Source organism: Rahnella sp. 2050, assembly GCF_040544515.1.
In the GTDB taxonomy this organism is placed as follows: domain Bacteria; phylum Pseudomonadota; class Gammaproteobacteria; order Enterobacterales; family Enterobacteriaceae; genus Rahnella; species Rahnella aceris.
This window is the reverse complement of the sequence record NZ_JBEPKE010000009.1, coordinates 53,260-76,467: the sequence shown is the minus strand read 5'-3', so window position 1 is coordinate 76,467 and position 23,208 is coordinate 53,260. Positions and strand designations below refer to the sequence as shown.

Here is a 23,208-nt window from a genome sequence, read left to right as displayed (position 1 = left end):
TCGGAGTCGTGCTGATAAGTGATTTAGTGAAATTCACCCGTAAATTATCTTATTCCGTTATAGGAAAGGATTATTAATTCCAATCCATTGCGCTTCACAGTCACTGGTTCCGCAATATAACCGGGGCACGGATGACTCAGTAATGCAAAGGCCGCCGGGGAAAATAACGTCTTCAAGATCAGCACGTTTGGCGGCTCCGGGTTTGAACTGGTTGCGTTCAGCGATGATTTTCAGCGCTGTCCGGTGATACGTCTGGTAGTTGAAAATGAACGAGCAGGCGTAATAGTTCCGGTGCCCCTGCGCATCGAAACGGGCGACATGTCCCAGCACACCGATCTGGTGGCCATCCAGAACATAAGCTGCGTTCACGCCGCACCATTCTTCGGCGGCGACCTGTCCCTGCAACAATGTCGCCTGAGCTATCTTGCCCAGGGTCAGATCCTCCAGTGAATCCAGCAGAATATAGCCGATGGTACCCCGTCCGCCGGTTTCACCCTGCGGACGGGTAAACAGTAATACTTTTCCGTCCGGTAAACCCACCGGACGGATGTCTTTCATGCCCTCAGGCCCGATAAAAAATGGGCGCAGGGAATACAAATCGGTCCCCCGGTACAGCACGGTTTTCCAGCGCAGTCTCCCGCTGGTGTCATCCGCCGGTTCAACACTCACCCCGCCAAAAATAAACTCCCCGCCGATCCGGGCAAAAAACGGATCCTGTAGAGCGAAGACCGGCGCGTCGGGCAGTAATTCGCACTGGCGGACGCCATCAAATGCAAAAAATTTTACCTGTGATAACTCGGAGTTTCTGGGCTCGACACGGGCCGCAATGACCGAAGTATCACCGCACTGAAACGGAGCGGTCAGGTTATAAACATCGTCGTCTCCTGCGCCGGAGAACTGGATTTTTTCTCCGGCGGGTACCGGCAATTTCAGAGTACGAAATTGCCGGAGTAATGTTTCAACCCTGCTCACAGCGGCAATCCGAGATGCGCCCATAAGGCATCGAGCGGCATTGTCGCCAGCCCGATACATTCATCGGCTGCGCCGTAGTAAATTTTCAGCAAATCCTGTTCCAGCAATGCGCCGCAGGTGAACACCACGTTGCCAAAGAATCCTTCTTTCTCATATATCGCTTCAGGCTGTAGCAGCGGCACTGGAGACCTGGAGAGGATGTTGGACGGATTATTCAGATCGAGCAGCATCGCGCCGAGGCAATAACGCTGGTCTTTATCCACGCCGTGATAAATCTGCAACCAGCCGCGCGTCGTTTTCATCAGCGGTGCGCCACCACCCAGCTTCAGCGCATCCCAGTCGCCGGAAGCACTGCCGAGTAAATGGCGATGATTGCCCCAGTGCAGCATGTCCGGTGATTCACACATCCAGATCTCCGGCTTACCAAAATGTTTGGGTGAAGGACGGGTCAGCGCCTGATATTTGCCGTTAATTTTTTCCGGGAAGAAGCAGACATCGCGGTTATCGGGGCAGAAAATCACGCCTTGTTTTTCTACCGTGACAAAATCGGTGGTCGTCGCCAGCGCGGTGGAAATGCCATACGGCGAAATGGCCGAATAGTTGATGTAGTAAACGCCATCGATCAGCGTAATTCGCGGATCTTCACAGCCAAATTGTTCGTATTGCGTATCAGCGGTCAAAAAGGGCTGTGCATCAACACTAAAATCTTCGCCATTCTGACTACGCGCTAACCGCAGATGCGACATCGAGGTCAGCCAGATCACTGAAGGGTCAGCTTTCAGCGCAATCATTCTCGGGTCGCTGAAATCATAGGCCGGGTCGTCACGTCGAAAACGTTTCGTGCCCGCCCGCCAGACGTTTTGCTGGTTCACCAGAAGCGGCACTTCCAGACAATTAGCATCCGTTGAGATCACGCTTTCCGCGACACGAAGCAACAGCAGGGTTTCACCCTGATACGAACATACGCCTGCGTTAAAAACACAATCGACCTTCCAGCCGGGCTGGGAAGGTGCAACGTCAGCAGGTGCTAACAGCGGATTTTTTTCACTTCTGAGCATTTTCATGGTTTACCTTTTTGATAAGAATTTGGTTTTTTTCCAGCAGCGGTTCATCCGTGCCAAACAAGACTGAATTGCCGTCGGCATAGCCCACGTTGACGACAGGCGGACCGAAATTGATCATCACTTCCAGACATTCCGCGCCCAGCTGGCGGCGGAAAATCAGGCATTGCTTAAACAGCGTGAGGTACTGATAGTGGCCACGCTGAAGAGAAGGGTGTGTATTTCTTATGTGGATCAACTGCTTATAACGGGTCAAAATTGATTGTGAGCACTTACTCTCATTTTCGACGTTAATCTGGTTTTCACGGGCATCGGCTGGCGTCCACGGGACAGGTAAACGAGAGGCATCGCGGCAGAAAGGTAATGCATAAGTAAGCGCTTGCTCCTCATGCATGCCCTGTGAAATAGCGGTGTGATAGTGCGTGATTCCCTGAATATCCCGCATCTGTTGCAAATTCTGCGGGACAAAATCGGTCATGCCGATTTCTTCTCCCTGGAAGATAAAAGGCAAACCCCGGGCGGTCATTTGCAGGGCAAAAACGGCTACAGCGCGGGGAATATCGCGGGGTGATTCACCGAAACGGCTGATCATGCGTGACATATCATGGCTGGAGAAAAACAGTGTCGGTAAACCGGAGAGTGTGTTTTCCATTGCCTGTATTTCGGCGAAGATCGCTGCAATATCGAAGCGTTTCTGGCTGCCAAGGTTGAAATTGAACACCACGTCCAGCAACTCTGTGCCCTGATAAGGTGCCATTGCCGGTAATTCATCACTGCCCACTTCGCCAATCAGCAGGAATTCACCTTGCGCACGGATATGGCGACACAGGCGATTCACCACGCTGAGCACACCGGGCTGATTGATATCTTTATCATGAGGGGGCTCTGCGCCTGCCTCAACGGGTGGATGATCTTCCCCGATACCGTCAGTGGTCAGAAAATTAATCACGTCAAACCGGAAGCCGTCGACGCCGCGCGCTATCCAGAAATCGAAGATTTTTTGGATCTCATGCTCAACGGCGGGATTGGACCAGTTCAGGCATACCTGTTGAGGCGAGAATTTATGGTAGTAACTGGCCGTCCCGCCGGGTTCCTGCGTCCAGGCTGAACCGCCAAAGAAAGAGGTCCAGTTGTTGGTTTGCTCACGAAAGAAAAAGAAGTCACGGAACGGACTGTCCGGCTGACGGAGCGCCGCCTGAAACCACGGATGCTGGTCCGAAACGTGGTTAATCACCACGTCGATGACCAGCAAGATATCGCGCTGATGACAGGCCGCAATCAGTTCATCGAAAAGGTCTACTGTGCCAAAGCGCGGATCGACGGCGCAGTGATCACTGATGTCGTAACCATTATCCACCAGCGGAGAGGGATAAAAGGGGGTGATCCAGATGCCGCCAATGCCCAGCTCAGCCAGATAATCCAGTTTAGAAACCAGCCCCAGGAAATCGCCTAATCCGTCAGCGTTACCGTCGCAGAACGAGGGTAAATACACCTGATAAAATACCCGGTCCTGCCATGTTTTCAGGTTGTCCATCATTCAGGCCTGTTATTTAAGTGAAAGCGACATCCCTTCCAGGAAATGCTTCCTGAAGAGGATAAACAAAACGACGATTGGTAAGGTTTGCACTACCGAACCCGCCAGTACCGGGCCGACATAAATGCCATAGGATTTACTGAACGTTGCCAGCAGCACTGAAAGCGGCATTTTGTTGGCATCCTGCATCACAATCAGCGGCCAGAGGAAATTGTCCCAGGCGCTGGTAAAAGTAAAAATCGCGACGATAGCCAGAATCGATTTGTTGAGGGGCAGCATGACATGGAGCAATATTTTGATAAGACCGGCATGATCTAACCTTGCGGCATGAATATAGTCATTTGGCGTGCCTTTAAAACTCTGCGAGATCATAAAAATCCCCCAGCCATTCATCACAAACGGTAAAATAAGGGCGCCATAGGAATTAATCATGCCGAGTTCACGCATCAGCACGAAATGCGGAATAATAAACATGAAAGCCGGAAAAACCATTTGCAGGATAAGCAGGTTTTTGAAAATATCCCGGCCTTTAAATTCCATTTTTGCCAGCGCATAACCAATTAAACAGGAACTCAGCGTGACGCATACCGTTATGGTTAATGTAATGAATATGGAGTTAAACAATGTGCGCAGAAAGGGTTTTTCCGCTTTACCGGTACCATCAAACAGGAAAATATAATTATCGAATGACAGCGGGCCGGAAAAAAGAGATGTCGTATAAATATCGGCTGTATTTTTAAACGAACCGATTAACATCCACAAATACGGATATAACCAGGTGATGGCCAGCGCAAACATCAGCAGGTGGATCGCCACGGAGCTGATTGTTTGTTTCAGTAAAAATTTTTGTACAGGAGCGACGGCTCCCGTCTCCACAGATTGTGTCTTCATCATACGATCTCGATTTTCTTTTCCAGACACCGGCGCAATATCCAGATCAATGTGAAACTGAACAGCGCGACAATAATTGACATGGTAGCGGCCCAGCTTGGCTGCATCTGCCGGAAGGCGGCTTCATACATCACCACCATTGGCGTGGTGGTGCTTTTCAGCGGACCGCCTCCGGTGATGAGATAGGGTTCGGTGAAAATACTGAACGCTACTGTGATCGCGAGAACCAGCACCATGACTATCTGGGCATTCATCAGGGGCAATGTGATATGCCATATTTTTCCGAGGCCCGTGGTTTTATCGAGATCGGCGGCATCGTAAATATCTTTGGGAATAGTAATCAGCCCGGAATAAAAAATCAGGCCGTAATAGCCGACAAATTTCCAGGTGATAATAAGGGCAATCGATAACATGGCGAAATTCGGATGGGTGAACCACGGGACGTTAACGCCAAACATGTCCATCAGGAACGTATTTATCGGTCCTGTTTCACTGAACAGTTTGGAAAATACAATGGAATACGCCACGCCGGATGAAACATTGGCGAGCAGGAAGCTCAGGGCAACAAACGCTTTGCCATATTTTATTTTTCTTAATCCGAACGCGAATAATAATGAAGACACCAGGACAATGGGCAGATAGTAAGCCAGAAATTTAAATACGTTATACATCGCCGTCCAGAATAAGGGATTCTGCATGACGGCGATAATATTCTTCACGCCGTTAAAAGACGGTGCGCCAATAAATTTCCAGTCAGTAAAGCTCAGCACCGCCAGCCAGAGAAAAGGATAAAGCCAGAATACCAGCGAATATCCGAGGTAAGTGGAGGCCAGAAGGCCTCCGAGTGATGACTCTTTCATTTTTATCATCACTTACTGCTCCAGCGTTTTGTCGATCTCTTGTGAGGACGCCTGAATCACCTCGGGTATCGGGCTATTTTTAAACACCAAATTTTCAATCATTTGCGTCATCGTCCGCTGGACTTCAACGGTTTTAGTGACTGGTGCTGGCGGAACCGCTTTCGACACGTAGGAGGCGATCGCATTAACCAATGCGTGCTGTTGCAGATACTCTTCAAAAATCGGATTACTTTGCAGATCTTCCCGGGCAGGCGGCATGCCGGTGAGTTCCAGCCAGCGTCGGTCATGTTTAGGATCGCTGTATACCCATTGAATAAACTTCCAGGCGTCGGCCTGCACTTTTGACGTACTGAACATCACGATCCCTTTGCTGTCAGCCATGGTGGCAACGCCGGGTTCGCCGGTTTGTGTCGGCATCGGGCCGATACGGATGGTTTTTAACACTTCGGGAAATTGTTTCTGATAGCGGTCGATATCCCATGGACCACGTACCGCGCCCAGCACGGTTCCCGCTGCCAGCGGATCGTCTGCGGCGGTGAAGTCGTAGCTGGTCCATTTGTTCGCAAACATTTTGTTGAGGAAGGTGAGGGTCTGTTGTCCGGCTTCGTTATCAAAGCTGGATTTGTGATCCTGAATATACGGGCTGCCCTGAGAGGCGGCGTAATACAGCGGAATAAAGTCAAACCAGCGATCCCACCAGTTTTTGCCGCTGGTGATTTGCAGACTGTAACCTTTCTGGTTTTGCGTTATCCGTTCTGACAGCGTGTAAATCTCATCATAGGTGGTCGGCACATGATCAAAACCTTGCTCAGCCAGCAGATCGCTGCGCCACCAGTACACGACCGGGCTGATATAAATCGGGATAACATTTTGCTGCCCTTCGAACTGCCATGATGCCATGGCTTTCCCCATATGTCGGGTTTCAACCAGTTCCTGAAAACCGGGCATTTTGGCGTAGTCATTGAGTTGTTTAAGTTCGGATAACTGTTTCGCGAAGCCGATAAAAATATTGGTGGATATATCGGGCTCAGTGCCTGATGCCAGCGCGTTCATAATGGCTTCTTCAGAGCTCCCCGCAGCCGGTATTGGCGTGAATTCCACCTTCCTGTTGGCCGGATTACTGTTCCATTCTTTTACCACCTCGCCCCAATACACTTCCTGAGTAACATTAGGCGCTATCCACATTTTAATGCTGGTTTGATCTTTCTCCTCAGGCCCGCAGCCCGAAAGAAATAACGTGATACCTGCAAGTGCAGCCAGTTTCATTATTTTCATGCTGTATCCTATTTCCATTAGGTTGTTATTAATAATTCATAATTATATTTAATGGTTATTTATATTATATTTTTATGAGTGGGCTTCTATTTTAAACGCTAGCATGGACATACAATCAGTAAACGTTATTACGGTCACAGAAATGATTTTGTTTAACGTTAAACTTTATTTTATATATTCATTGCAATAGCCTATTTTCTGTGAGTATATATTGGCGAATTAAGGGTTTTTCAGACGGGGGATTTCATTTATTCAAAGTATTCAGGAGTGTGTAAACTGAGTAAGATAACCTTAAAGTCAATTGCCCGTGAATTAGGGGTGACGCATACGACGGTGTCGAATGCATTTAATAATCCGGGAAAGTTATCTGAATCCTTAAGAAAGCGAATAATTGATTATGCGCATTCCGTTAATTTCTACGGCCCTGATAATATCGGGCGCGCATTACGTACCGGCAGGTCGGATGCGATTGGCATTATCTTCAATGACACGCTGAGTTATGTTTTTACTGACAGCCATGACGTGCAGCTCATGCAGGGCATCGCGGGTGAATGTGACCGGAAAGGTGTCAGCATCATCCTGATCCCGTTGCATAACGGACAGGGCGCGCGGGCCAGTGTGATTAACACTGCGGTAGATGGCTATATCCTTAATGCGACACACAATAATGACCAGATTATCGCTAAGGCATTGTCAAAAAATCTGCCTGTGGTGACCACGGATTTTAAAATTCCCCCGCACAGCAGTGTCTCCATTGATAACTACCGGGCGATGAGGGAAATTTGCCTGCACCTGCTGGAAAAAGGACACCGTGAATTCGGCATTATTTCATTTCCTTCACTGCAGGGGCGTAAGGGGGTCGTGCCATTGAGTCAGGATATTTCAGGCGATAATGACGTTATGATCACCCGGGTGAAATCTTGTGTGGAGACTTTCCGCGAATGGAATATCGAACTCGATAATTGCTTTCTTTGTGAAACAAGCCATCACGAGATGTTTGGCGAAATAGCCGCGCAGGAATTACTTAAAATAAATCCGGGAATAACCGCGTTTATTTGCCTGTCTGACCGCTTTGCGCAAGGTGCGATTAATTATTGCCGGCAGGCCGGGTTACGTGTTCCGCAAAATATCGCGATTACCGGATTTGATAATATTCCCCGGCCAGAGAATGAAATCGGGCTCACTACCATTGCCCAGGATCCGGTTAGAAAAGGTGAGATAGCCGCGGCCTTGCTGCTGGAGGGGAAAAATAATATTCACTTCGACCTTGAGTTTACGTTAATTATACGTGGTTCTACCTGATTCCCGGTGGGGCCATAAAGACGCAAGTACTTATGTCTATTTTCAGGATGAAATATGGCCTTATTAACGTGTTTTAAAGCTTACGATATACGCGGTGTTTTGGGCAGCGAATTAAACGAGGATATTGCTTACCGTATCGGTTGTGCATTTGCGCATTTTTATCGCCCAAAACGGGTGGTGCTGGGCAGTGATATTCGCCTGACATCACCGGCTCTCAAGCAGGCCGTTGCGCGCGGACTGATGGATCAGGGCTGCGGCGTGATTGATATTGGTATGACCGGCAGCGAAGAGGTGTATTTTGCCACCCGTTCCCTGCAGGCTGATGGCGGAATTCAGATCACCGCCAGCCATAATCCGGACAATTATAACGGTATGAAGCTGGTAGGACGGGATGCAAGACCTGTCAGCAGCGAAAACGGTTTACACGATATTCAGGCACTGGCCGAAAATCATCTGTTTTCGGCGGTGGCCCAGCCCGGTTCGTATCAGCAGCTTTCAAACCGCCGCGCTTATCTGGATCATCTGCTTAGCTATTTAACGTTACCGTTCGGACGGCCGCTGCGGGTGGTGGTTAACGCAGGAAACGGTGCGGCTGGCCCGACGCTGGATGCGCTGGAACACGCCTTTCTGGCACGCGGTATTCCCCTTACGCTAATAAAAATTCACCATGAGCCGGACGGCACTTTCCCCCACGGTATTCCCAACCCGATGTTGCCGGAAAACCGACTGGCGACATGCGATGCGGTGCGTGAACATCAGGCGGATTTGGGCATTGCCTGGGACGGTGATTTTGACCGTTGCTTCATCTTTGATGAACAGGGTGAATACGTTGAGGCGTATTACATTGTGGGATTGCTGGCTGAACTGTTTTTGCAACGCTCGTCCGGCGAAAAAATCCTTCATGATCCGCGTCTGGTCTGGAATACCCGCGACATTGTCAGCGACAGACACGGTATCGCCATCGAAACCAAAACCGGCCATGCCTTCATCAAAGAAAGAATGCGCAGTGAAAACGCTATTTACGGCGGTGAAATGAGCGCCCATCACTATTTCCGCGATTTTGGTTACTGCGACAGCGGGATGATCCCGGCCTTGCTGGTACTACAACATCTCAGCCAGTGCAGCCGGAAAATGTCCGGACTGATTGCTGCCCGTAAAGCCCTTTTCCCGGTATCCGGTGAAATCAATATCTCCGTCAGTCAGCCCGCTGAGGCCATCAGCCGTGTCCGCGACCATTACCAACATCAGGCGCTAAGTATCCGCCAGACTGACGGGCTGAGTATGGAATTCGATAACTGGCGGTTTAATTTACGCGCTTCCAATACTGAGCCGCTCCTGCGCCTCAACGTCGAAACCCGACAATCCACCGCGCTGTTAACTGAAATCACCGGAAAACTGCTCGCCCTTGCCGGGGCGTAACCGCTCATCTTTTTGTTTTAAAGGACAACGTTATGTCAGGCTTAACACTCAAAAATATCAAAAAATACTATGACAAAACTGTCGTGATCCCCGATTTGTCTCTGGAGATCCACTCCGGTGAGTTTTTGGTACTGGTCGGTCCGTCAGGGTGCGGGAAATCAACGTTACTGCGCATGATTGCCGGGCTGGATGCGCTGAGCGACGGGACTATTCACATTGAAGAAACTGATGTGACGGATTTACCCGCCGGGAAGCGCGGTCTGTCGATGGTATTTCAGTCCTACGCGCTTTATCCGCACATGACCGTCAGACAGAATCTGGCATTTGGTCTGAAAAATATCCGCACGCCGCCGGAAGAAATTGCCCGACGCATAAGCGAAGCGGCCCTGATCCTGCGGCTGGACGACATGCTCGACCGGTTACCGCAAAATCTTTCCGGCGGACAGCGTCAGCGCGTCGCTATCGGGCGTTCCATTGTTCAGCAGCCGAAAGTTTTTTTGTTTGATGAACCGCTGTCGAACCTTGATGCCGCGCTGCGTGTGCAGATGCGTCAGGAAATCAGTCAGCTACATGCCCGTCTGAAAAACACCATGATTTACGTGACCCACGATCAGGTCGAGGCCATGACACTGGCGGACCGGATCGTGGTGCTTAACAAAGGTCACATTGAGCAAATTGGCACGCCGGTTGAGCTGTATAATTGCCCGGCCAGCCTGTTCGTCGCCGGTTTTATCGGTACGCCGAAAATCAATGTGATCCCGGCACAAGTCGTCGGCCGCCAGCTGAGTATTGACGGCCAGCCGATGTACCCGCTGGAGGATAAATTCCCGGCGGCGCAGGATGGACAAATGGTGTCGCTGGCCATCCGCCCTGAGCTGTTGCGCCTGAATGAAGTGACGGATCATGCATTTGAAGTTTTGGTTGATTTCACTGAATTGCAGGGTGATTCCACGCTGGTATATGCGCGCGTTGGTGAGCACATCCTGAAAATGAAATCGTCGAAACAGCTCTCCTTTGCTAAAAACACACCGCTCAGGTTCGGGTTTAATGCTGCCAGTGTTTTACTGTTTGATGAAGCAGGCAGGCGCATCCTTCCCGACGCCGCGTAAAAACAAAAAAGGCACCTTCCAGTGCCTTTACGACGAAGATAAATCAAAGTCAGATGTTTTTAGCCAGCTGCGCTTTGTGTTTGTTTTCACTCAGCATGGTCAGTAACAGCAACAGAACAGCCAGCACACAACCGGCGATCATCACGATAAAGCCACCGTCCCAGCCAAAATAATCCACGGTATAACCGACAATGGCGCTGGCCGCGACCGAGCCGCCCAGATAACCAAACAGTCCGGTAAAGCCTGCGGCGGTACCGGCTGCTTTCTTCGGTGCCAGTTCCAGCGCATGTAACCCAATCAGCATCACCGGCCCGTAAATCAGGAAACCGATGGTGATCATACAGGCCATATCAATACCCGGATTGCCGACCGGATTCAGCCAGTAAACGACGGTAGCGATAGTCACCAGCACCATGAAGAACACGCCGGTGGCACCACGATTGCCTTTGAAAACTTTGTCCGACATCCAGCCACACAGCAGCGTGCCGGGAATGCCAGCGTATTCATAAAGGAAATACGCCCACGAGGATTTATCCAGCGCGAAATGCTTCACTTCTTTCAGATACGTTGGTGACCAGTCGAGAATGCCGTAACGCAGCAGATAGACAAAGACGTTAGCCAGTGCGATATACCACAGCAATTTGTTCGGCAAAATGTACTGCATGAAAATCTGTTTCGCCGTCAGTTCCTGCTCGGCGGACTCTTTCACATAGTCCGGCGGATAATCGTTTTTGTATTCTTCAATGGGCGGCAGACCACAGGATTGCGGTGTATCGCGCATGGTCATGAAGGCAAACACCGCCAGCAGAATTGCGCCGAAGGCAGGCATATACAGCGCTGCATGCCAGTCGTTAAACCACGCCATACCGAGCAGGAACAGCAGCGGAGGAATACCGCCGCCGACGTTATGCGCACAGTTCCACACCGACACCACGCCGCCGCGTTCTTTCTGCGACCACCAGTGCACCATCGTACGTCCGCACGGCGGCCAGCCCATGCCCTGGAACCAGCCGCACAGGAACAGCAACACAAACATGATGGCAATGCTTGAGGTTGCCCACGGCACGAAGCCCATAAACAACATCACGGCCGCCGCCAGAATCAAACCAGCGGGCAGAAATACGCGCGGATTCGAACGGTCAGACACCGAACCCATGATGAATTTTGAGATGCCATAAGCAATGGAAATCCCGGACAGTGCGAACCCTAAGTCTCCACGGGAGAAGCCCTGATCAATCAGATAAGGCATGGCCAGCGCAAAGTTTTTGCGCACCAGATAGTAGGCCGCATAACCGAAGAAAATCCCCATGAAGATTTGCCAGCGGAGACGGCGGTACAGCGGATCGACGTGAGCCTCATCAACAGGAGCTTTGTGGGGCGCGGGTTTAAAGATACTGAGCATAAATGCCTCCGATGGCATAAATCAGGGCGGACTCATCATGAGCCACGGACGAAATGGCGGAGCCAATGTGTTCCAAAACGAACATCATTTTAGCCATTCGCGCACAAACGAACTGTGATTTATGACGGAAATGTTACATTTTTATTACAGAGGGAGGCGATTTTGTGAGCGAGGGTGACAATAAGAAACAAAAAAAGCGGAGACTAAGCTCCGCCTGATATTTTCACACGGTCTGAAATTATTGAATTTTCAGTGTGCTGATAATGGCTTCCGCATCGGTCTGCGCCTGCTGCTGATTATCAGCAGGCAGAGTAATTTGCAGGGTCAGCAGATGGCTGTCGACCTTGCCCAAAACGATAGACGAATAGGCTTTCTGACCAGCAGAAGTGATCACGCTGTCGTACTGCTGCAATGTCTGGCCGTTGACCTGAATAGATTTATTGGTGACGACTTGCAGATTGGTATCGCGCGCTTTTTGCTGATCCTGTAAACGACCCGCCAGAACGTCCAGTGATTCCGGGGTGTTATCACCCAAAATGACAATCACCGCTTTCTGCCCGGTGCTGTCTGCATACACGTGCATATTATTTGCCTGTGTGCCCAGTTTACCGCTCTGGTCGCTCATTCCCTGCGGCAGGGAGAAGGTGACTTTGCCGTCCAGCAGGCTGACCGGCGTGGTGGCTGCCGTGGCTGCGGCCGCTGGTGCGCCTTTATCTGCGGCAGGTGCATCGGTCGACTTACCGTCACACGCAGCCAGACCGGCGATCAGTACTGCCATTCCCATCATTTTCGCGATATTACGCATCGGGCTTCCTTAAGTGGCCTGTTCACCAGGCTTACATGTTGACTTAACAGCCTTTATGGCAACCTATTCAGGCCACAAATGCAAGTCAGATTATGGCGCGATTTGTGTCTTCCCGGCGACCCGGTTTAGTGCGCACTGATAGCGGAATGCGGGTTGTTTCCTTGTGCTGATAAACGCTTAAGCAGCATATTCAGCAGCATGCCGTACATCGGCAGGAAGAACACCAGGCAGATCAGCACCTTGAAGGTGTAATCCACCATCGCGATTTCTACCCAGTGCTGTGCCATAAAGGCATCGCTGCTTTTGTAGAAAGCGATAAAGAAGAAGGACAGGGTATCGCTGATATTGCCGAGGAACATCGAGGCGACCGGTGCTATCCACCAGCGGCGGTTCTGGCGCAGGCGGTTAAACACATGAACGTCAAGAATTTGCCCCAGCACATACGCCATAAAACTGGCGGTGGCGATACGCGCGACCATGATATTCAGGCTGCTGAGCGCTTCCACGCCTTGCCATTGCGCTTCAAAGAATAACGCCGAGATGACATAGGAAATGGCCAGTGCAGGCACCATCACGGAAAGTATAATCCGTCGTGCCAGCGGCGCGCCAAATATACGGACGGTCAGATCGGTAGCCAGAAAAATAAACGGGAAAGTGAACGCGCCCCAGGTGGTATGGAAACCAAAAATGGAAACGGGTAACTGAACCAGATAGTTACTGGAGGTGATGATGGCGATGTGGAATAGCGAAAGCCATATCAGCGCGGAAAACCGCTGCTGAGCAGTAAAAGAGTACATATATGTGACCTTTTTTTATGAATAAATTGGGGTGAGGGAACCCAAGAAAATTTTTACTTTCGCACCCGTAATGGCGTGCGGCGCGCATAGTACCTGTTTGCGCACCGTTTGCGCAACAGGTCTACCGGTTAATTTTAGCGCAATGAGCCGTGTTTGTTGCGCCAGAAAACCAGCGGGTTAAACTATCCGCCTTTGCCAAACAACCGCCCATTCACGTATGTAGATGTTGAGACACGAAATGACCGACCCCTTTATCAATCCTGACCATCAGCTTGATGCGTTGGGTCTGCGTTGCCCGGAGCCAGTGATGATGGTTCGTAAAGCGGTACGCACCATGCAAGACGGCGAGACGTTATTGATCATCGCTGATGATCCGGCAACGACCCGCGATATTCCCGGTTTCTGCCGTTTTATGGAACATACGCTGCTGGCGTCGGATACCGAAAGCGTGCCGTACCGCTATTTGCTGTGCAAAGGGTTGGCAGAAAAACAGGGCTGATGGCTCAGCCCGTGTTGTTTATTTCGATTTATTGCGCAACAGCCTTAACGCATTGGCGGTCACCAGCGCCGTTGCGCCGGAATCCGCCAGCACCGCCAGCCACAATCCGGTCAATCCCATCAACGTGGTGACCAGGAAAATCGCTTTCAGCCCCAGCGCAATCGTGATGTTCTGACGGATATTCGCCCGTGTAGCACGCGAAAGGCTGATCATCTGCGCCAGCCCGCTCAGGCGGTTATGCGTCAGTGCCGCATCCGCCGTTTCCAGCGCGACGTCCGTTCCGCTTCCCATCGCAATACCGATAGTCGCGGCTTTCATGGCGGGCGCATCGTTAATGCCGTCACCGACCATGGCTACCGGTTTCAGTGCATTCAGCGCGGTGACCGCTGAGACTTTATCCGCAGGCAGTAAGCCCGCACGGAAATCAATGCCGAGCCGGTCAGCGATGGTTTTCGCCGCCCGCGGATTGTCGCCGGTCAGCATGACCGCCGACACGCCGAGCGCTTTGAGTTTCTGCAATGCCTCGGCCGCGTCATCCCGCAGACGATCCTGCATGGCAATCAGCCCGATCGCGTTTTCTTCCTGCAACACCACCACCACGGTTTTTCCGCTGGATTCCCAGTCAGTAATTTGCGCAAGGGTTTCAGTTGTCAGGCTGTTTTCAGCCACACTTTTCGGTGCCAGCACCTGAATTTTGCGGCCTGAAACGAGGCCTTCCACGCCGGAACCGGCCAGCGCGCGGCGATCCTGCGCCGTGAGCGGTAGCGGATTACTGGTTTTTGCACGGGCCAAAATCGCCTGCGCCAGCGGGTGATGCGAACCTTCTTCCACCGCTGATGCCAGACTTAATACTTCGCCTTCGCTGGCGCCGTTCAGCAGTAAAACGTCGGTAACTTCAGGTTTGCCTTCGGTCAGCGTACCGGTTTTATCCAGGGCAACGGTTTGAATCAGCGCCAGCTGTTCCAGCGCTGCACCGCCTTTGATCAATGCACCCTGACGCGTGGCCGCTGCCAGCCCGGACGTAATCGCTGCTGGCGTCGAAATCACCAGCGCACACGGACAGCCAATCAGCAGCAGCGTCAGCCCGCGGTAAATCCAGGTTTCCCACGATAGCCCCATCGCCAGTGGCGGCACGATAATCACCAGCAACGACATCAGCATAATGACCGGCGTGTAATAGCGGCTGAAAGTATCGAGGAAACGCTCGATCGGCGCACGGCGTTCATCGGCTTCTTCAATCAGTTGCAGGATGCGGTCAATGGCGCTGTTGCCCGGCGCGGAAGCCACTTCGAGGCGTGCCAGCCGGTCAACGCACAGGCTGCCTGCAGGCACTTTTTCACCGGCCAGATGATCCACCGGAACTGATTCGCCGGTCAGCGCGCTTTCGTCGAAACTGGCGGCGCTTTGTAAAACAGCGTCGGCAGGCAGGCGTGCACCTGCTGCGATTTCAATGATATCGCCGGGACGCAAGCTGCTGACCGGCACGGTTTCAGATTTGCCATTCACAATGCGTACAGCGGTATCCGGGATCAGCGCCATCAGCGCTTTTACGCCGCTGCGTGCCCGGCTGGAGGCAAAAGCCTCAAGGCGTTCGCCCACCATAAACAGCAACAGAACCATGGCGGCTTCGGCTGTCGCACCGATAAAGAGTGCGCCGATCGCGGCGATACTCATCAGCGTTTCGATGGCGAATGGCGAACCGGCGCGGGTCTGGCGAATCGCCTGACGCAGTACCGGCCAGAGCCCGACCAGTGTCGTGGCGATAAACGCGATGTTACCCATCTGCGGGTTGAAATGATCGAGCACCCAGCTCAGTAGCATCAGAACCGAAAGAGCGATCAGCGGCAGCGCTTCCTGCAAACGGGAAGGTTCGGCGGTGGGTTTTTCCTGCGGTTTGTCGAGCGATTGCAGGGTAAAACCTGCGGCGGTAACGGCATTTTGCACGTGTTGGGTGATATCAAAACCTGCATCAATCACCAGCTTTTCAGTAGCGAACAGCACTTTAGCGTGGCTGATACCATCAATACCTGAAACGGCTTTTTCAATTTTTCGGGCACAGGCAGGGCAGTCCATACCTTGTACTTTCCAGCTGTATTGCTGACTGCCGGAAAGCGGTGAGGCGGGTTCGTCTTCGCCCGGCGAACCTTCGGCGTTGCCATCGTCCGATGTATGTGAGTGCTCACCTGTTTTTGGCGCACAGCAGCTGTCAGTGGTGGAGCAGGCGGAAACCGCCAGCGGGGGTTTTTCGCTACAGCAGCCAGCCGGATGTGTGCCGGGCTGCGCAATAGCGCCAATTTTGTTGATACGCAGTGCAGGGGTATGTTTGCCCTGACATCCGCAGCGACAGGTGTTGTTTTTTTGCAGTGGGATCATAAAGCCTCCGGTTCGAAACCGAGTGGAATTACCCCCAGTGTAAACGTTGGAGTCGGCTCTAAGGTCAACAAGTATTTTATCAGCGGAACCAGAACGGTTCCGCTGTGGGATATTACAGGTATAACGACCGGACTATCAGGAAGTGCCCGCCGAAATAACAGGCGGCAACCAGCGCGTCGGCGGCGCGGAAGGTGAAGCGGTATCGGCTGAGCAGCCAGAAAATATTCCCCAGCAGTAACAGCGCTGCGCCGCAGAACAGCGAAAACGCCATGTCGGTACTGCGGGCAAAATACTGTTCGCCAGCCAGCCAGACCATCAGCAGGGTCATGGCGATGTAAGTGGTCACTGGCCATCGCAGCTCCGCCAGCCGTGTCCAGATCACTGCGAGAAGTATCGCCCCGATGATCAGTAACGTCAGCGGCAGCGGCCAGAAGAAGGTGATGGTCATCTGGCTGGCGAAACTCAGCGTATACAGCAGATGCGACAGGAAGAAGGCACCGATGGCGTACATGAAGCGTTCTTCAGGCAGCAGTAAAAGGCTGTCTGCCACCAGTGTCGCCGCCAGACCCAGTAAGATCAGATAGCTGTAAACGTTGAGTGTCGGCGCCTGCCAGGCCAGCAACAGCAGTAATAGTAAGGTGACGGGTTTAAAGACCCAGCGCTGCCAGCGCGGGCCACGATAGCTGGCGTCAACGAACAACCAGCCAGAGAAAAATACAGCGAGGAATGGCCAACTCATTGTTTATCCTTTTATATTTCAGAACAGAACATAAAACCGATGTCAGGGTCTGCTTGCGGGAAAACACATCCTGTTTTCCTGAACTTGCTTTCAGTGTAGGAGAGAGAGCATGGCGGCGACAATCAGAAATCCCCGTAACGGCGGGTCTGATGAATGTTGGTTTAGGATAGGGGGAATTTACGGCGCAGGGCGCGCCGTAAAAGCGGGGATTACTTTTTGGCTGGCAACGGAGGCTGTTTTTTCTGCCACGCCATCAGTTCGAAGACGCCGAACAGGAAGATGCGGGTTTGCAGCCACGGCCCGATGGTGTCCTTTTCCTTGCCCTGCGTGGCTTTAAGCAGCATCACCTGCAGGCCATGCATAAAGAACATGAAGACAATTGCCACGTCTAAAAAGTATTTGATCGGCTTCGGGAACGGGTGGATCAGGTTAAACGCCAGAAACGCCCAAATACATAACATCAACAACCGACCAATATTGATCAACATCTTACTGCTCCTGTTCTGGTGAGCCGGTTTCAGGCGTCACATCGCGATGATAAAGACGATAAGCAACTTGTCCGGCGACTTTCTCACGGTGTAAGCGCCAGCGGGCAGGCACATCCAGCGTGTCATGTTCGGCTTCTGTTTCGACATAAATCCAGGCTTCATCGGCCAGCCACTGGTTTTGCTCCAGCAGGTTCAGGGTGTCTTGCAGAATGCCTTTGCGGAAAGGCGGATCGAGGAAAACCACATCAAAGGCGCTTCCGGCTTTTGCCAGCCATTTCAGGGCATTGACGTTAAATACTTTCGCATCACTGGCGTTTAGCAGCGCCAGGTTTTTCTCTAACTGTTGCGCAACCGGGCGCTCAAACTCCAGCAATGTCGCGCTGGCCGCATAACGTGACAAGGCTTCCAGACCGAGTGCGCCGCTGCCTGCAAAACAGTCCAGACAATGTGCGCCCTGTAAAACTGGCGCAAGCCAGTTAAACAGCGTTTCGCGCACGCGATCGGTAGTCGGGCGCAGCCCCGGGCTGTGAGGGACCGGAAGTTTGCGTCCGCGCCATTGTCCGCCAATAATTCGGATCTGGCCTGCGGCGGGCGTGTTGGGTTTCTTTGCCATAGTTCGCTTGTGTCATCCAAAGCCGTCGGGCTTCGTTGCCTATCGTTTGGAGGGCTATTCTACCGGTGTGCGGGCAATGGGCAAATGTTTAACATTGTCGATTGAAAAACCAGCGGAATTCAATACGCGGGCGTGTTGCCCGCAGGGGAAAGTGATAGACTGCCTGACCATAACCCTATTAATAATCCGTTCGCCAGTCATTAACGGCGAGGAGTGAAGTTGTAAAATGGCAAAAGATAAAAAACGCGGTTTCTTCTCCTGGTTCGGTCGTGGCCGTCAGGAAGAAGAGCAGCAGAAGGAAGAAACACGCGAAGAACAGCCGGTTGTCGAAGAACAACTGACGGAAGAACCGGCAGTCCCGGTAGCTCGCGAGGCTGTTACAGAACCTGAAGTTGAAGCAGAAACTGAAACTGAACCGGCCGCACACGTTCAACCTGAGCCTGAAATTGAACCCGAGCCATTTGTTGAGCCGGAACCGGAAATTGTACCCGAACCGCTGACAGAGCCTGAGCTGGAAGACAAACCTGAACCGGTTCGCGAGCAGGCCGCCGCTGAACTGGCAGAAGAAATTGTTCACATCACTGAGCAGGTTGCCGCGCAGCCTGCCGTTGTTGAAGATATCGCTGAAGACGAATTTGTTGAATCGGCAGAAGAAATTGCCGAAGATCTGCGTCAGGACGCCATTGATTCGATTGATGATTCTGTCGCTGTGGAAGAACCCTTACCTGTGGCGCTGGATCCGATTGTGGTGCTGCCCGCCGGTGAAACCGAGCAGGAACGCCCGACCAAAGAAGGGTTCTTCGCCCGTCTGAAACGCAGCCTGGTCAAAACCAAGCAGAATCTCGGCTCCGGTTTCGTTGGTCTGTTCCGTGGTAAGAAAATCGACGACGATCTGTTTGAGGAGCTGGAAGAACAGCTGCTGATCGCCGACGTTGGCGTCGAAACCACCCGAAAAATCATTACTTCACTGACTGAACATGCCTCGCGTAAGCAACTGAAAGACGCAGATGCGCTGTACGGCAAGCTGAAGGAAGAAATGTCCGAAATACTGGCGAAAGTTGACGAGCCACTGGATGTCAGCGGGAAAACCCCGTATGTCATTCTGATGGTTGGCGTAAACGGCGTCGGTAAAACCACCACCATCGGTAAAATGGCGCGCCAGTTTGAAGCACAGGGTAAATCTGTGATGCTGGCAGCAGGCGACACCTTCCGTGCCGCAGCCGTTGAACAGTTGCAAGTCTGGGGTCAGCGTAACAAGATCCCGGTGATTGCGCAGCACACCGGTGCCGATTCCGCGTCGGTTATCTTCGATGCCATTCAGGCGGCGAAAGCCCGCAATATCGACGTGCTGATTGCTGATACCGCCGGGCGTTTGCAAAACAAAACGCACCTGATGGAAGAGCTGAAGAAAATCGTCCGTGTGATGAAGAAGCTCGACGAAGACGCACCGCATGAAGTGATGCTGACGCTCGACGCCAGTACCGGCCAGAACGCAGTGAGTCAGGCCAAATTATTCAACGAAGCCGTCGGGCTGACCGGGATAACGCTGACTAAACTGGATGGCACTGCGAAAGGCGGCGTGATCTTTGCCATCGCCGATCAGTTCAGCATTCCGATCCGTTACATTGGTGTCGGTGAAGGTATCGAAGATTTAAGGCCGTTTAAGGCAGACGATTTTATTGAGGCACTTTTTGCCCGAGAGGATTAATACGGATGATTCGCTTTGAACAGGTCAGTAAAGCTTATCTGGGCGGACGACAGGCGCTTCAGGGCGTCAATTTTCATATCCAGCAAGCAGAAATGGCATTTCTGACCGGACACTCTGGCGCGGGTAAAAGTACCCTGCTGAAGCTGATTTGCGGCATAGAGCGTCCGAGTGCCGGACACATTTTGTTTGGCGGTCATGATATCAGCCGCCTGAAATCCAGCGAAGTGCCGTTCCTGCGTCGTCAGATCGGCATGATCTTTCAGGATCACCACCTGCTGATGGATCGTACCGTGTATGACAACGTGGCGATGCCGCTGATCATTTCCGGTGCAAGCAGTGAAGATATCCGCCGCCGCGTGTCGGCTGCGCTGGATAAAGTCGGATTACTGGATAAAGCGAAGAACTTGCCAATCCAGCTTTCCGGCGGTGAACAACAGCGTGTGGGCATTGCCCGTGCGGTGGTGAACAAGCCCGCAGTGCTGCTGGCGGATGAACCGACCGGTAACCTCGATGGCGAATTGTCGGAAGGCATTTTGCGTCTGTTCGAAGAATTTAACCGCGTCGGCGTTACCGTGCTGATGGCGACGCATGATGTGGGTCTGATTGCCCGTCGTAATTACCGCACGCTGACGCTGAGTCAGGGGCGTATGTCGGGAGGGGTGTACTAATGGCGAACAGTCCGAATCCGGCTAAAACCGCAAAAAGCGCCCGTGCCGCAAAAAGCAAAGCGTTGCAGGGCGGCTGGCGTGAACAGTGGCGCTATGCCTGGATGAACGCGCTGGCTGACATGCTGCGTCAGCCGCTGGCGACGCTGCTGACGGTGATGGTGATCGCCATTTCCCTGACGCTGCCGAGCGTGTGTTATCTGGTGTGGAAAAACGTCAGTACGGCGGCGGAGCAGTGGTATCCGACGCCACAACTGACCGTTTATCTCGATAAAGCGCTGGATGATGACGCCGCAGAAAACGTGGTCAAAACCCTGAAAACCGAAGCGGGCGTGGATAAAGTTAATTATCTGTCCCGTGAAGAGGCGATGGGTGAATTCCGCAACTGGTCAGGCTTTGGCGGCGCAATGGATATGCTGGAGCAAAACCCGTTGCCAGCGGTGGCGATCATCACGCCTAAAATGAATTTCCAGGACTCTGCGACACTCAGCACCTTGCGCGACCGCGTGGCGGCTGTGCATGGCGTGGATGAAGTGCGGATGGACGACAGTTGGTTTGCCCGTCTTGCGGCGCTGACCGGTCTGGTCGGGCAGATTGCGGCGATGATCGGCATTCTGATGGTGATCGCCGTCTTCCTCGTTATTGGTAACAGTGTGCGACTGAGCATCTTCAGCCGCCGCGATACCATTAACGTGATGAAGCTGATTGGCGCGACCGATGGCTTTATTTTGCGGCCGTTCCTCAACGGTGGCGCGATGCTCGGTTTCACCGGTGCATTGTTATCACTCATCCTCTCGGAAGTGCTGGTGTTGCGGCTTGAGAGCGTGGTGACGCAGGTTGCGCAGGTCTTCGGCACCACCTTTGACCTGCATGGTCTGGGCTGGGACGAAAGCCTGTTACTGCTGATCGTTTCCGCGATGATTGGCTGGATTGCCGCCTGGCTGGCGACGGTTCAACATTTACGGCGATTTACACCACAGTAGTGATAATTTGCTATAATGTCCCCCTGCGGCTCAGTAATTGTGTCTCAGGGGGAAGCTGTTTCAGGTCAGCCCGCCACATCATTTTCCTGCTTTCCCCGTAATGGCACAAATTCACTATCCAATAGTCAGTCTGTCACTTACAGTCTTCAGACTGTTGAATCTTTCCGTGAACTTTATGTAAAATTCGTGGTCGTAGAGCAGCGAATATGAAGGGCTCGGCGTTGCTTTGTTGTCGCCTTTAAGGCCAGCAATGTCGCGGTATCATCCCGCAGCAACGTGGTATAAAACCTGCATTACGTCATACATGAGAGGCTTTAATGACCAAAGAAATGCGCACTTTAGCATTAGTACCCCAAGGTAGCCTGGAAGCCTATGTTCGGGCGGCCAATGCCTATCCTATGCTCACCGCAGAGGAAGAACGGGCGCTGGCTGAACGGCTGCATTACAACGGTGATCTGGAAGCAGCGAAAGAGCTGATCCTGTCTCACCTGCGCTTTGTTGCTCACATTGCCCGCAACTATTCAGGCTACGGTTTGCCTCAGGCAGACCTTATCCAGGAAGGGAATATCGGCCTGATGAAAGCGGTTCGCCGTTTTAATCCGGAAGTCGGTGTCCGTCTGGTATCCTTTGCCGTGCATTGGATCAAAGCGGAAATTCACGAATATGTGCTGCGTAACTGGCGCATCGTGAAAGTCGCTACCACCAAAGCGCAGCGTAAGCTGTTCTTCAACCTGCGTAAGAACAAACAGCGTCTGGGCTGGTTCAGCCACGACGAAGTCGAGCACGTCGCCCGCGAACTGGGTGTGACGAGCAAAGATGTGCTGGAAATGGAATCACGCATGGCCGCACAGGACATGACGTTTGATCCGACGCCGGATGATGAACCACGCGACGGCGCAGCGATGGCACCGATGCTGTATCTGCAAGACAAGAGTTCTGACTTTGCAGAAACTATCGAAGAAGATAACTGGGATCAGGACGCCACCGACAAACTTTCCTCTGCAATGGAAGGTCTGGACGAACGCAGTCAGGATATCATTCGTGCCCGCTGGTTAGACGACGAAAACAAATCGACCCTGCAGGAGCTTGCCGATAAATACGGTGTGTCTGCAGAACGTGTTCGTCAGCTGGAAAAGAACGCGATGAAAAAACTGCGTATGGCGATCGAAGCCTGATCCCCGCAACGCAAAACGAAAAAGCGACCTTCGGGTCGCTTTTTTTATGACTGAAAATCCGCGCGGGCAGGCTGTGCTCAGGATTTTTTCCAGACATTGCCTTCACGTACAAAACCGCAGGCCAGCATAAATGCATCCAGCACGGGTTCCGGATCCGCTTTCATCGTCCAGCTTTCCACCTGCGGCAGTTGCGCCTGCACATCTTCCATCAGATACAATCCGACACCGCGACGGCGCGTGATTTCGCGCACCAGCAAATCACTCAGTTCAGCCTGATTACCGTCGAGCCTGATTTTCACTGCGCCCAGAATGCGTTCATTAAACACCGCAGCGAACAGCGCGCGGTTATTTTGCAGGCTGGCTTGCCAGTCACTTTCAGTTTGCTCCGGCCAGATTTTTGCCAGGTCGATCAGGTCCTGCACGCTGAGCGACGTCAGTTTTTGGATAGTTAATTTCATGATGCGCAAGGTCAGAAAAAGGGAGCGTCAGTGTAGCGGAATCCACCAGAAATCGGGCGTAACTTTTTTTGTACAGTAAC

At 52.3% G+C, this 23,208-nt stretch carries 22 protein-coding genes; 8 read left to right on the top strand and 14 right to left on the bottom strand.

Going from position 1 to position 23,208, the window contains the following annotated elements:
* Window positions 1-57: 57 nt before the first annotated feature.
* The 6 genes from ABIC79_RS22815 to ABIC79_RS22790 are packed head-to-tail and all read right to left on the bottom strand — an operon-like array spanning window position 58 to window position 6,593.
* Window positions 58-972 (bottom strand): DUF1861 family protein, encoded by a 915-nt coding sequence (locus tag ABIC79_RS22815; protein WP_314523704.1) that lies wholly within the window; start codon window positions 970-972, stop codon window positions 58-60.
* Window positions 969-2,030 (bottom strand): glycoside hydrolase family 130 protein, encoded by a 1,062-nt coding sequence (locus tag ABIC79_RS22810; protein WP_112197615.1) that lies wholly within the window; start codon window positions 2,028-2,030, stop codon window positions 969-971. Before ABIC79_RS22810 ends, ABIC79_RS22815 begins: the two co-directional genes overlap by 4 nt.
* Complete coding sequence (locus ABIC79_RS22805) at window positions 2,017-3,567, bottom strand: alpha-amylase family glycosyl hydrolase (protein WP_241917276.1); 1,551 nt, start codon at window positions 3,565-3,567, stop codon at window positions 2,017-2,019. Before ABIC79_RS22805 ends, ABIC79_RS22810 begins: the two co-directional genes overlap by 14 nt.
* Before the next feature lie 12 nt (window positions 3,568-3,579).
* Entirely contained in the window at window positions 3,580-4,404 is an 825-nt protein-coding gene (locus ABIC79_RS22800; protein WP_041673250.1) for a carbohydrate ABC transporter permease, read from the bottom strand.
* 53 nt (window positions 4,405-4,457) lie between these two features.
* Window positions 4,458-5,327, bottom strand: a complete 870-nt coding sequence (locus ABIC79_RS22795) for a carbohydrate ABC transporter permease (protein WP_112197617.1) — start codon at window positions 5,325-5,327, stop codon at window positions 4,458-4,460.
* Between the two features lie 3 nt (window positions 5,328-5,330).
* Entirely contained in the window at window positions 5,331-6,593 is a 1,263-nt protein-coding gene (locus tag ABIC79_RS22790; RefSeq protein WP_112197608.1) for an ABC transporter substrate-binding protein, read from the bottom strand.
* Between the two features lie 267 nt (window positions 6,594-6,860).
* On the opposite strand from ABIC79_RS22790, the gene ABIC79_RS22785 reads away from it, so the two are divergent.
* From ABIC79_RS22785 to ABIC79_RS22775, 3 genes are read left to right on the top strand one after another with little or no spacing between them, the layout of a single operon-like run.
* Complete coding sequence (locus tag ABIC79_RS22785; protein WP_121020194.1) at window positions 6,861-7,895, top strand: LacI family DNA-binding transcriptional regulator; 1,035 nt, start codon at window positions 6,861-6,863, stop codon at window positions 7,893-7,895.
* A gap of 54 nt (window positions 7,896-7,949) precedes the next feature.
* A complete protein-coding gene (locus tag ABIC79_RS22780; protein WP_354568585.1) occupies window positions 7,950-9,314 on the top strand; it encodes a phosphohexomutase domain-containing protein in 1,365 nt (454 codons plus the stop codon).
* Window positions 9,315-9,346: 32 nt separating this feature from the next.
* Complete coding sequence (locus tag ABIC79_RS22775) at window positions 9,347-10,423, top strand: ABC transporter ATP-binding protein (protein WP_037035413.1); 1,077 nt, start codon at window positions 9,347-9,349, stop codon at window positions 10,421-10,423.
* 49 nt (window positions 10,424-10,472) lie between these two features.
* Here the strand turns inward: ABIC79_RS22775 and glpT are convergent, their stop codons facing one another.
* From glpT to ABIC79_RS22760, 3 genes are all read right to left on the bottom strand, one after another.
* Entirely contained in the window at window positions 10,473-11,825 is a 1,353-nt protein-coding gene (gene glpT, locus ABIC79_RS22770; protein WP_013577484.1) for a glycerol-3-phosphate transporter, read from the bottom strand.
* A gap of 238 nt (window positions 11,826-12,063) precedes the next feature.
* Window positions 12,064-12,630, bottom strand: a complete 567-nt coding sequence (locus ABIC79_RS22765; protein ID WP_013577480.1) for a DcrB family lipoprotein — start codon at window positions 12,628-12,630, stop codon at window positions 12,064-12,066.
* Between the two features lie 125 nt (window positions 12,631-12,755).
* The gene (locus ABIC79_RS22760; protein ID WP_013577479.1) at window positions 12,756-13,427 is read right to left on the bottom strand and encodes a 7-cyano-7-deazaguanine/7-aminomethyl-7-deazaguanine transporter; all 672 of its coding nucleotides are present in this window, start codon (window positions 13,425-13,427) and stop codon (window positions 12,756-12,758) included.
* Window positions 13,428-13,665: 238 nt separating this feature from the next.
* Here ABIC79_RS22760 and tusA point away from each other — a divergent pair, with 238 nt between their 5' ends.
* On the top strand, window positions 13,666-13,926 hold the full coding sequence (gene tusA / locus ABIC79_RS22755) for a sulfurtransferase TusA (protein ID WP_013577478.1): 261 nt from the start codon (window positions 13,666-13,668) through the stop codon (window positions 13,924-13,926).
* A gap of 18 nt (window positions 13,927-13,944) precedes the next feature.
* On the opposite strand, the gene ABIC79_RS22750 is transcribed toward tusA, so the two are convergent.
* The 4 genes from ABIC79_RS22750 to rsmD all read right to left on the bottom strand — a co-directional run bounded on the left by ABIC79_RS22750 (window position 13,945) and on the right by rsmD (window position 18,139).
* Window positions 13,945-16,299, bottom strand: a complete 2,355-nt coding sequence (locus ABIC79_RS22750; RefSeq protein ID WP_119262175.1) for a zinc/cadmium/mercury/lead-transporting ATPase — start codon at window positions 16,297-16,299, stop codon at window positions 13,945-13,947.
* 112 nt (window positions 16,300-16,411) lie between these two features.
* On the bottom strand, window positions 16,412-17,038 hold the full coding sequence (locus ABIC79_RS22745) for a lysoplasmalogenase (RefSeq protein ID WP_013577476.1): 627 nt from the start codon (window positions 17,036-17,038) through the stop codon (window positions 16,412-16,414).
* A gap of 209 nt (window positions 17,039-17,247) precedes the next feature.
* Window positions 17,248-17,526: a DUF1145 family protein gene (locus ABIC79_RS22740; protein WP_013577475.1), complete on the bottom strand. Its 279-nt coding sequence runs from the start codon at window positions 17,524-17,526 to the stop codon at window positions 17,248-17,250.
* Window position 17,527: 1 nt separating this feature from the next.
* On the bottom strand, window positions 17,528-18,139 hold the full coding sequence (gene rsmD / locus ABIC79_RS22735; protein WP_354568580.1) for a 16S rRNA (guanine(966)-N(2))-methyltransferase: 612 nt from the start codon (window positions 18,137-18,139) through the stop codon (window positions 17,528-17,530).
* A gap of 226 nt (window positions 18,140-18,365) precedes the next feature.
* On the opposite strand from rsmD, the gene ftsY reads away from it, so the two are divergent.
* From ftsY to rpoH, 4 genes are all read left to right on the top strand, one after another.
* Window positions 18,366-19,847, top strand: a complete 1,482-nt coding sequence (ftsY, locus tag ABIC79_RS22730) for a signal recognition particle-docking protein FtsY (protein ID WP_126125260.1) — start codon at window positions 18,366-18,368, stop codon at window positions 19,845-19,847.
* A 5-nt stretch (window positions 19,848-19,852) separates the two neighbouring features.
* Window positions 19,853-20,515: a cell division ATP-binding protein FtsE gene (gene ftsE, locus ABIC79_RS22725; RefSeq protein WP_013577472.1), complete on the top strand. Its 663-nt coding sequence runs from the start codon at window positions 19,853-19,855 to the stop codon at window positions 20,513-20,515.
* On the top strand, window positions 20,515-21,495 hold the full coding sequence (gene ftsX, locus ABIC79_RS22720) for a permease-like cell division protein FtsX (RefSeq protein ID WP_013577471.1): 981 nt from the start codon (window positions 20,515-20,517) through the stop codon (window positions 21,493-21,495). The genes ftsE and ftsX overlap by 1 nt, the downstream gene beginning before the upstream one ends.
* Window positions 21,496-21,812: 317 nt before the next feature.
* On the top strand, window positions 21,813-22,670 hold the full coding sequence (rpoH, locus tag ABIC79_RS22715; protein WP_013577470.1) for an RNA polymerase sigma factor RpoH: 858 nt from the start codon (window positions 21,813-21,815) through the stop codon (window positions 22,668-22,670).
* 77 nt (window positions 22,671-22,747) lie between these two features.
* On the opposite strand, the gene panM is transcribed toward rpoH, so the two are convergent.
* Window positions 22,748-23,128, bottom strand: a complete 381-nt coding sequence (gene panM, locus ABIC79_RS22710; RefSeq protein ID WP_119262173.1) for an aspartate 1-decarboxylase autocleavage activator PanM — start codon at window positions 23,126-23,128, stop codon at window positions 22,748-22,750.
* Window positions 23,129-23,208: the final 80 nt, after the last annotated feature.

Coding starts and splice junctions, on each gene's coding strand:
- ABIC79_RS22810 (WP_112197615.1), bottom strand. CDS start 2,030: ATGCTCAGAAGTGAAAAAAATCCGCTGTTAGCACCTGCTGACGTTGCA.
- ABIC79_RS22805 (WP_241917276.1), bottom strand. CDS start 3,567: ATGGACAACCTGAAAACATGGCAGGACCGGGTATTTTATCAGGTGTAT.
- ABIC79_RS22795 (WP_112197617.1), bottom strand. CDS start 5,327: ATGATAAAAATGAAAGAGTCATCACTCGGAGGCCTTCTGGCCTCCACT.
- ABIC79_RS22790 (WP_112197608.1), bottom strand. CDS start 6,593: ATGAAAATAATGAAACTGGCTGCACTTGCAGGTATCACGTTATTTCTT.
- ABIC79_RS22780 (WP_354568585.1), top strand. CDS start 7,950: ATGGCCTTATTAACGTGTTTTAAAGCTTACGATATACGCGGTGTTTTG.
- ABIC79_RS22775 (WP_037035413.1), top strand. CDS start 9,347: ATGTCAGGCTTAACACTCAAAAATATCAAAAAATACTATGACAAAACT.
- glpT (WP_013577484.1), bottom strand. CDS start 11,825: ATGCTCAGTATCTTTAAACCCGCGCCCCACAAAGCTCCTGTTGATGAG.
- ABIC79_RS22765 (WP_013577480.1), bottom strand. CDS start 12,630: ATGCGTAATATCGCGAAAATGATGGGAATGGCAGTACTGATCGCCGGT.
- ABIC79_RS22760 (WP_013577479.1), bottom strand. CDS start 13,427: ATGTACTCTTTTACTGCTCAGCAGCGGTTTTCCGCGCTGATATGGCTT.
- tusA (WP_013577478.1), top strand. CDS start 13,666: ATGACCGACCCCTTTATCAATCCTGACCATCAGCTTGATGCGTTGGGT.
- ABIC79_RS22750 (WP_119262175.1), bottom strand. CDS start 16,299: ATGATCCCACTGCAAAAAAACAACACCTGTCGCTGCGGATGTCAGGGC.
- ABIC79_RS22745 (WP_013577476.1), bottom strand. CDS start 17,038: ATGAGTTGGCCATTCCTCGCTGTATTTTTCTCTGGCTGGTTGTTCGTT.
- ABIC79_RS22740 (WP_013577475.1), bottom strand. CDS start 17,526: ATGTTGATCAATATTGGTCGGTTGTTGATGTTATGTATTTGGGCGTTT.
- rsmD (WP_354568580.1), bottom strand. CDS start 18,139: ATGGCAAAGAAACCCAACACGCCCGCCGCAGGCCAGATCCGAATTATT.
- ftsY (WP_126125260.1), top strand. CDS start 18,366: ATGGCAAAAGATAAAAAACGCGGTTTCTTCTCCTGGTTCGGTCGTGGC.
- ftsE (WP_013577472.1), top strand. CDS start 19,853: ATGATTCGCTTTGAACAGGTCAGTAAAGCTTATCTGGGCGGACGACAG.
- ftsX (WP_013577471.1), top strand. CDS start 20,515: ATGGCGAACAGTCCGAATCCGGCTAAAACCGCAAAAAGCGCCCGTGCC.
- rpoH (WP_013577470.1), top strand. CDS start 21,813: ATGACCAAAGAAATGCGCACTTTAGCATTAGTACCCCAAGGTAGCCTG.
- panM (WP_119262173.1), bottom strand. CDS start 23,128: ATGAAATTAACTATCCAAAAACTGACGTCGCTCAGCGTGCAGGACCTG.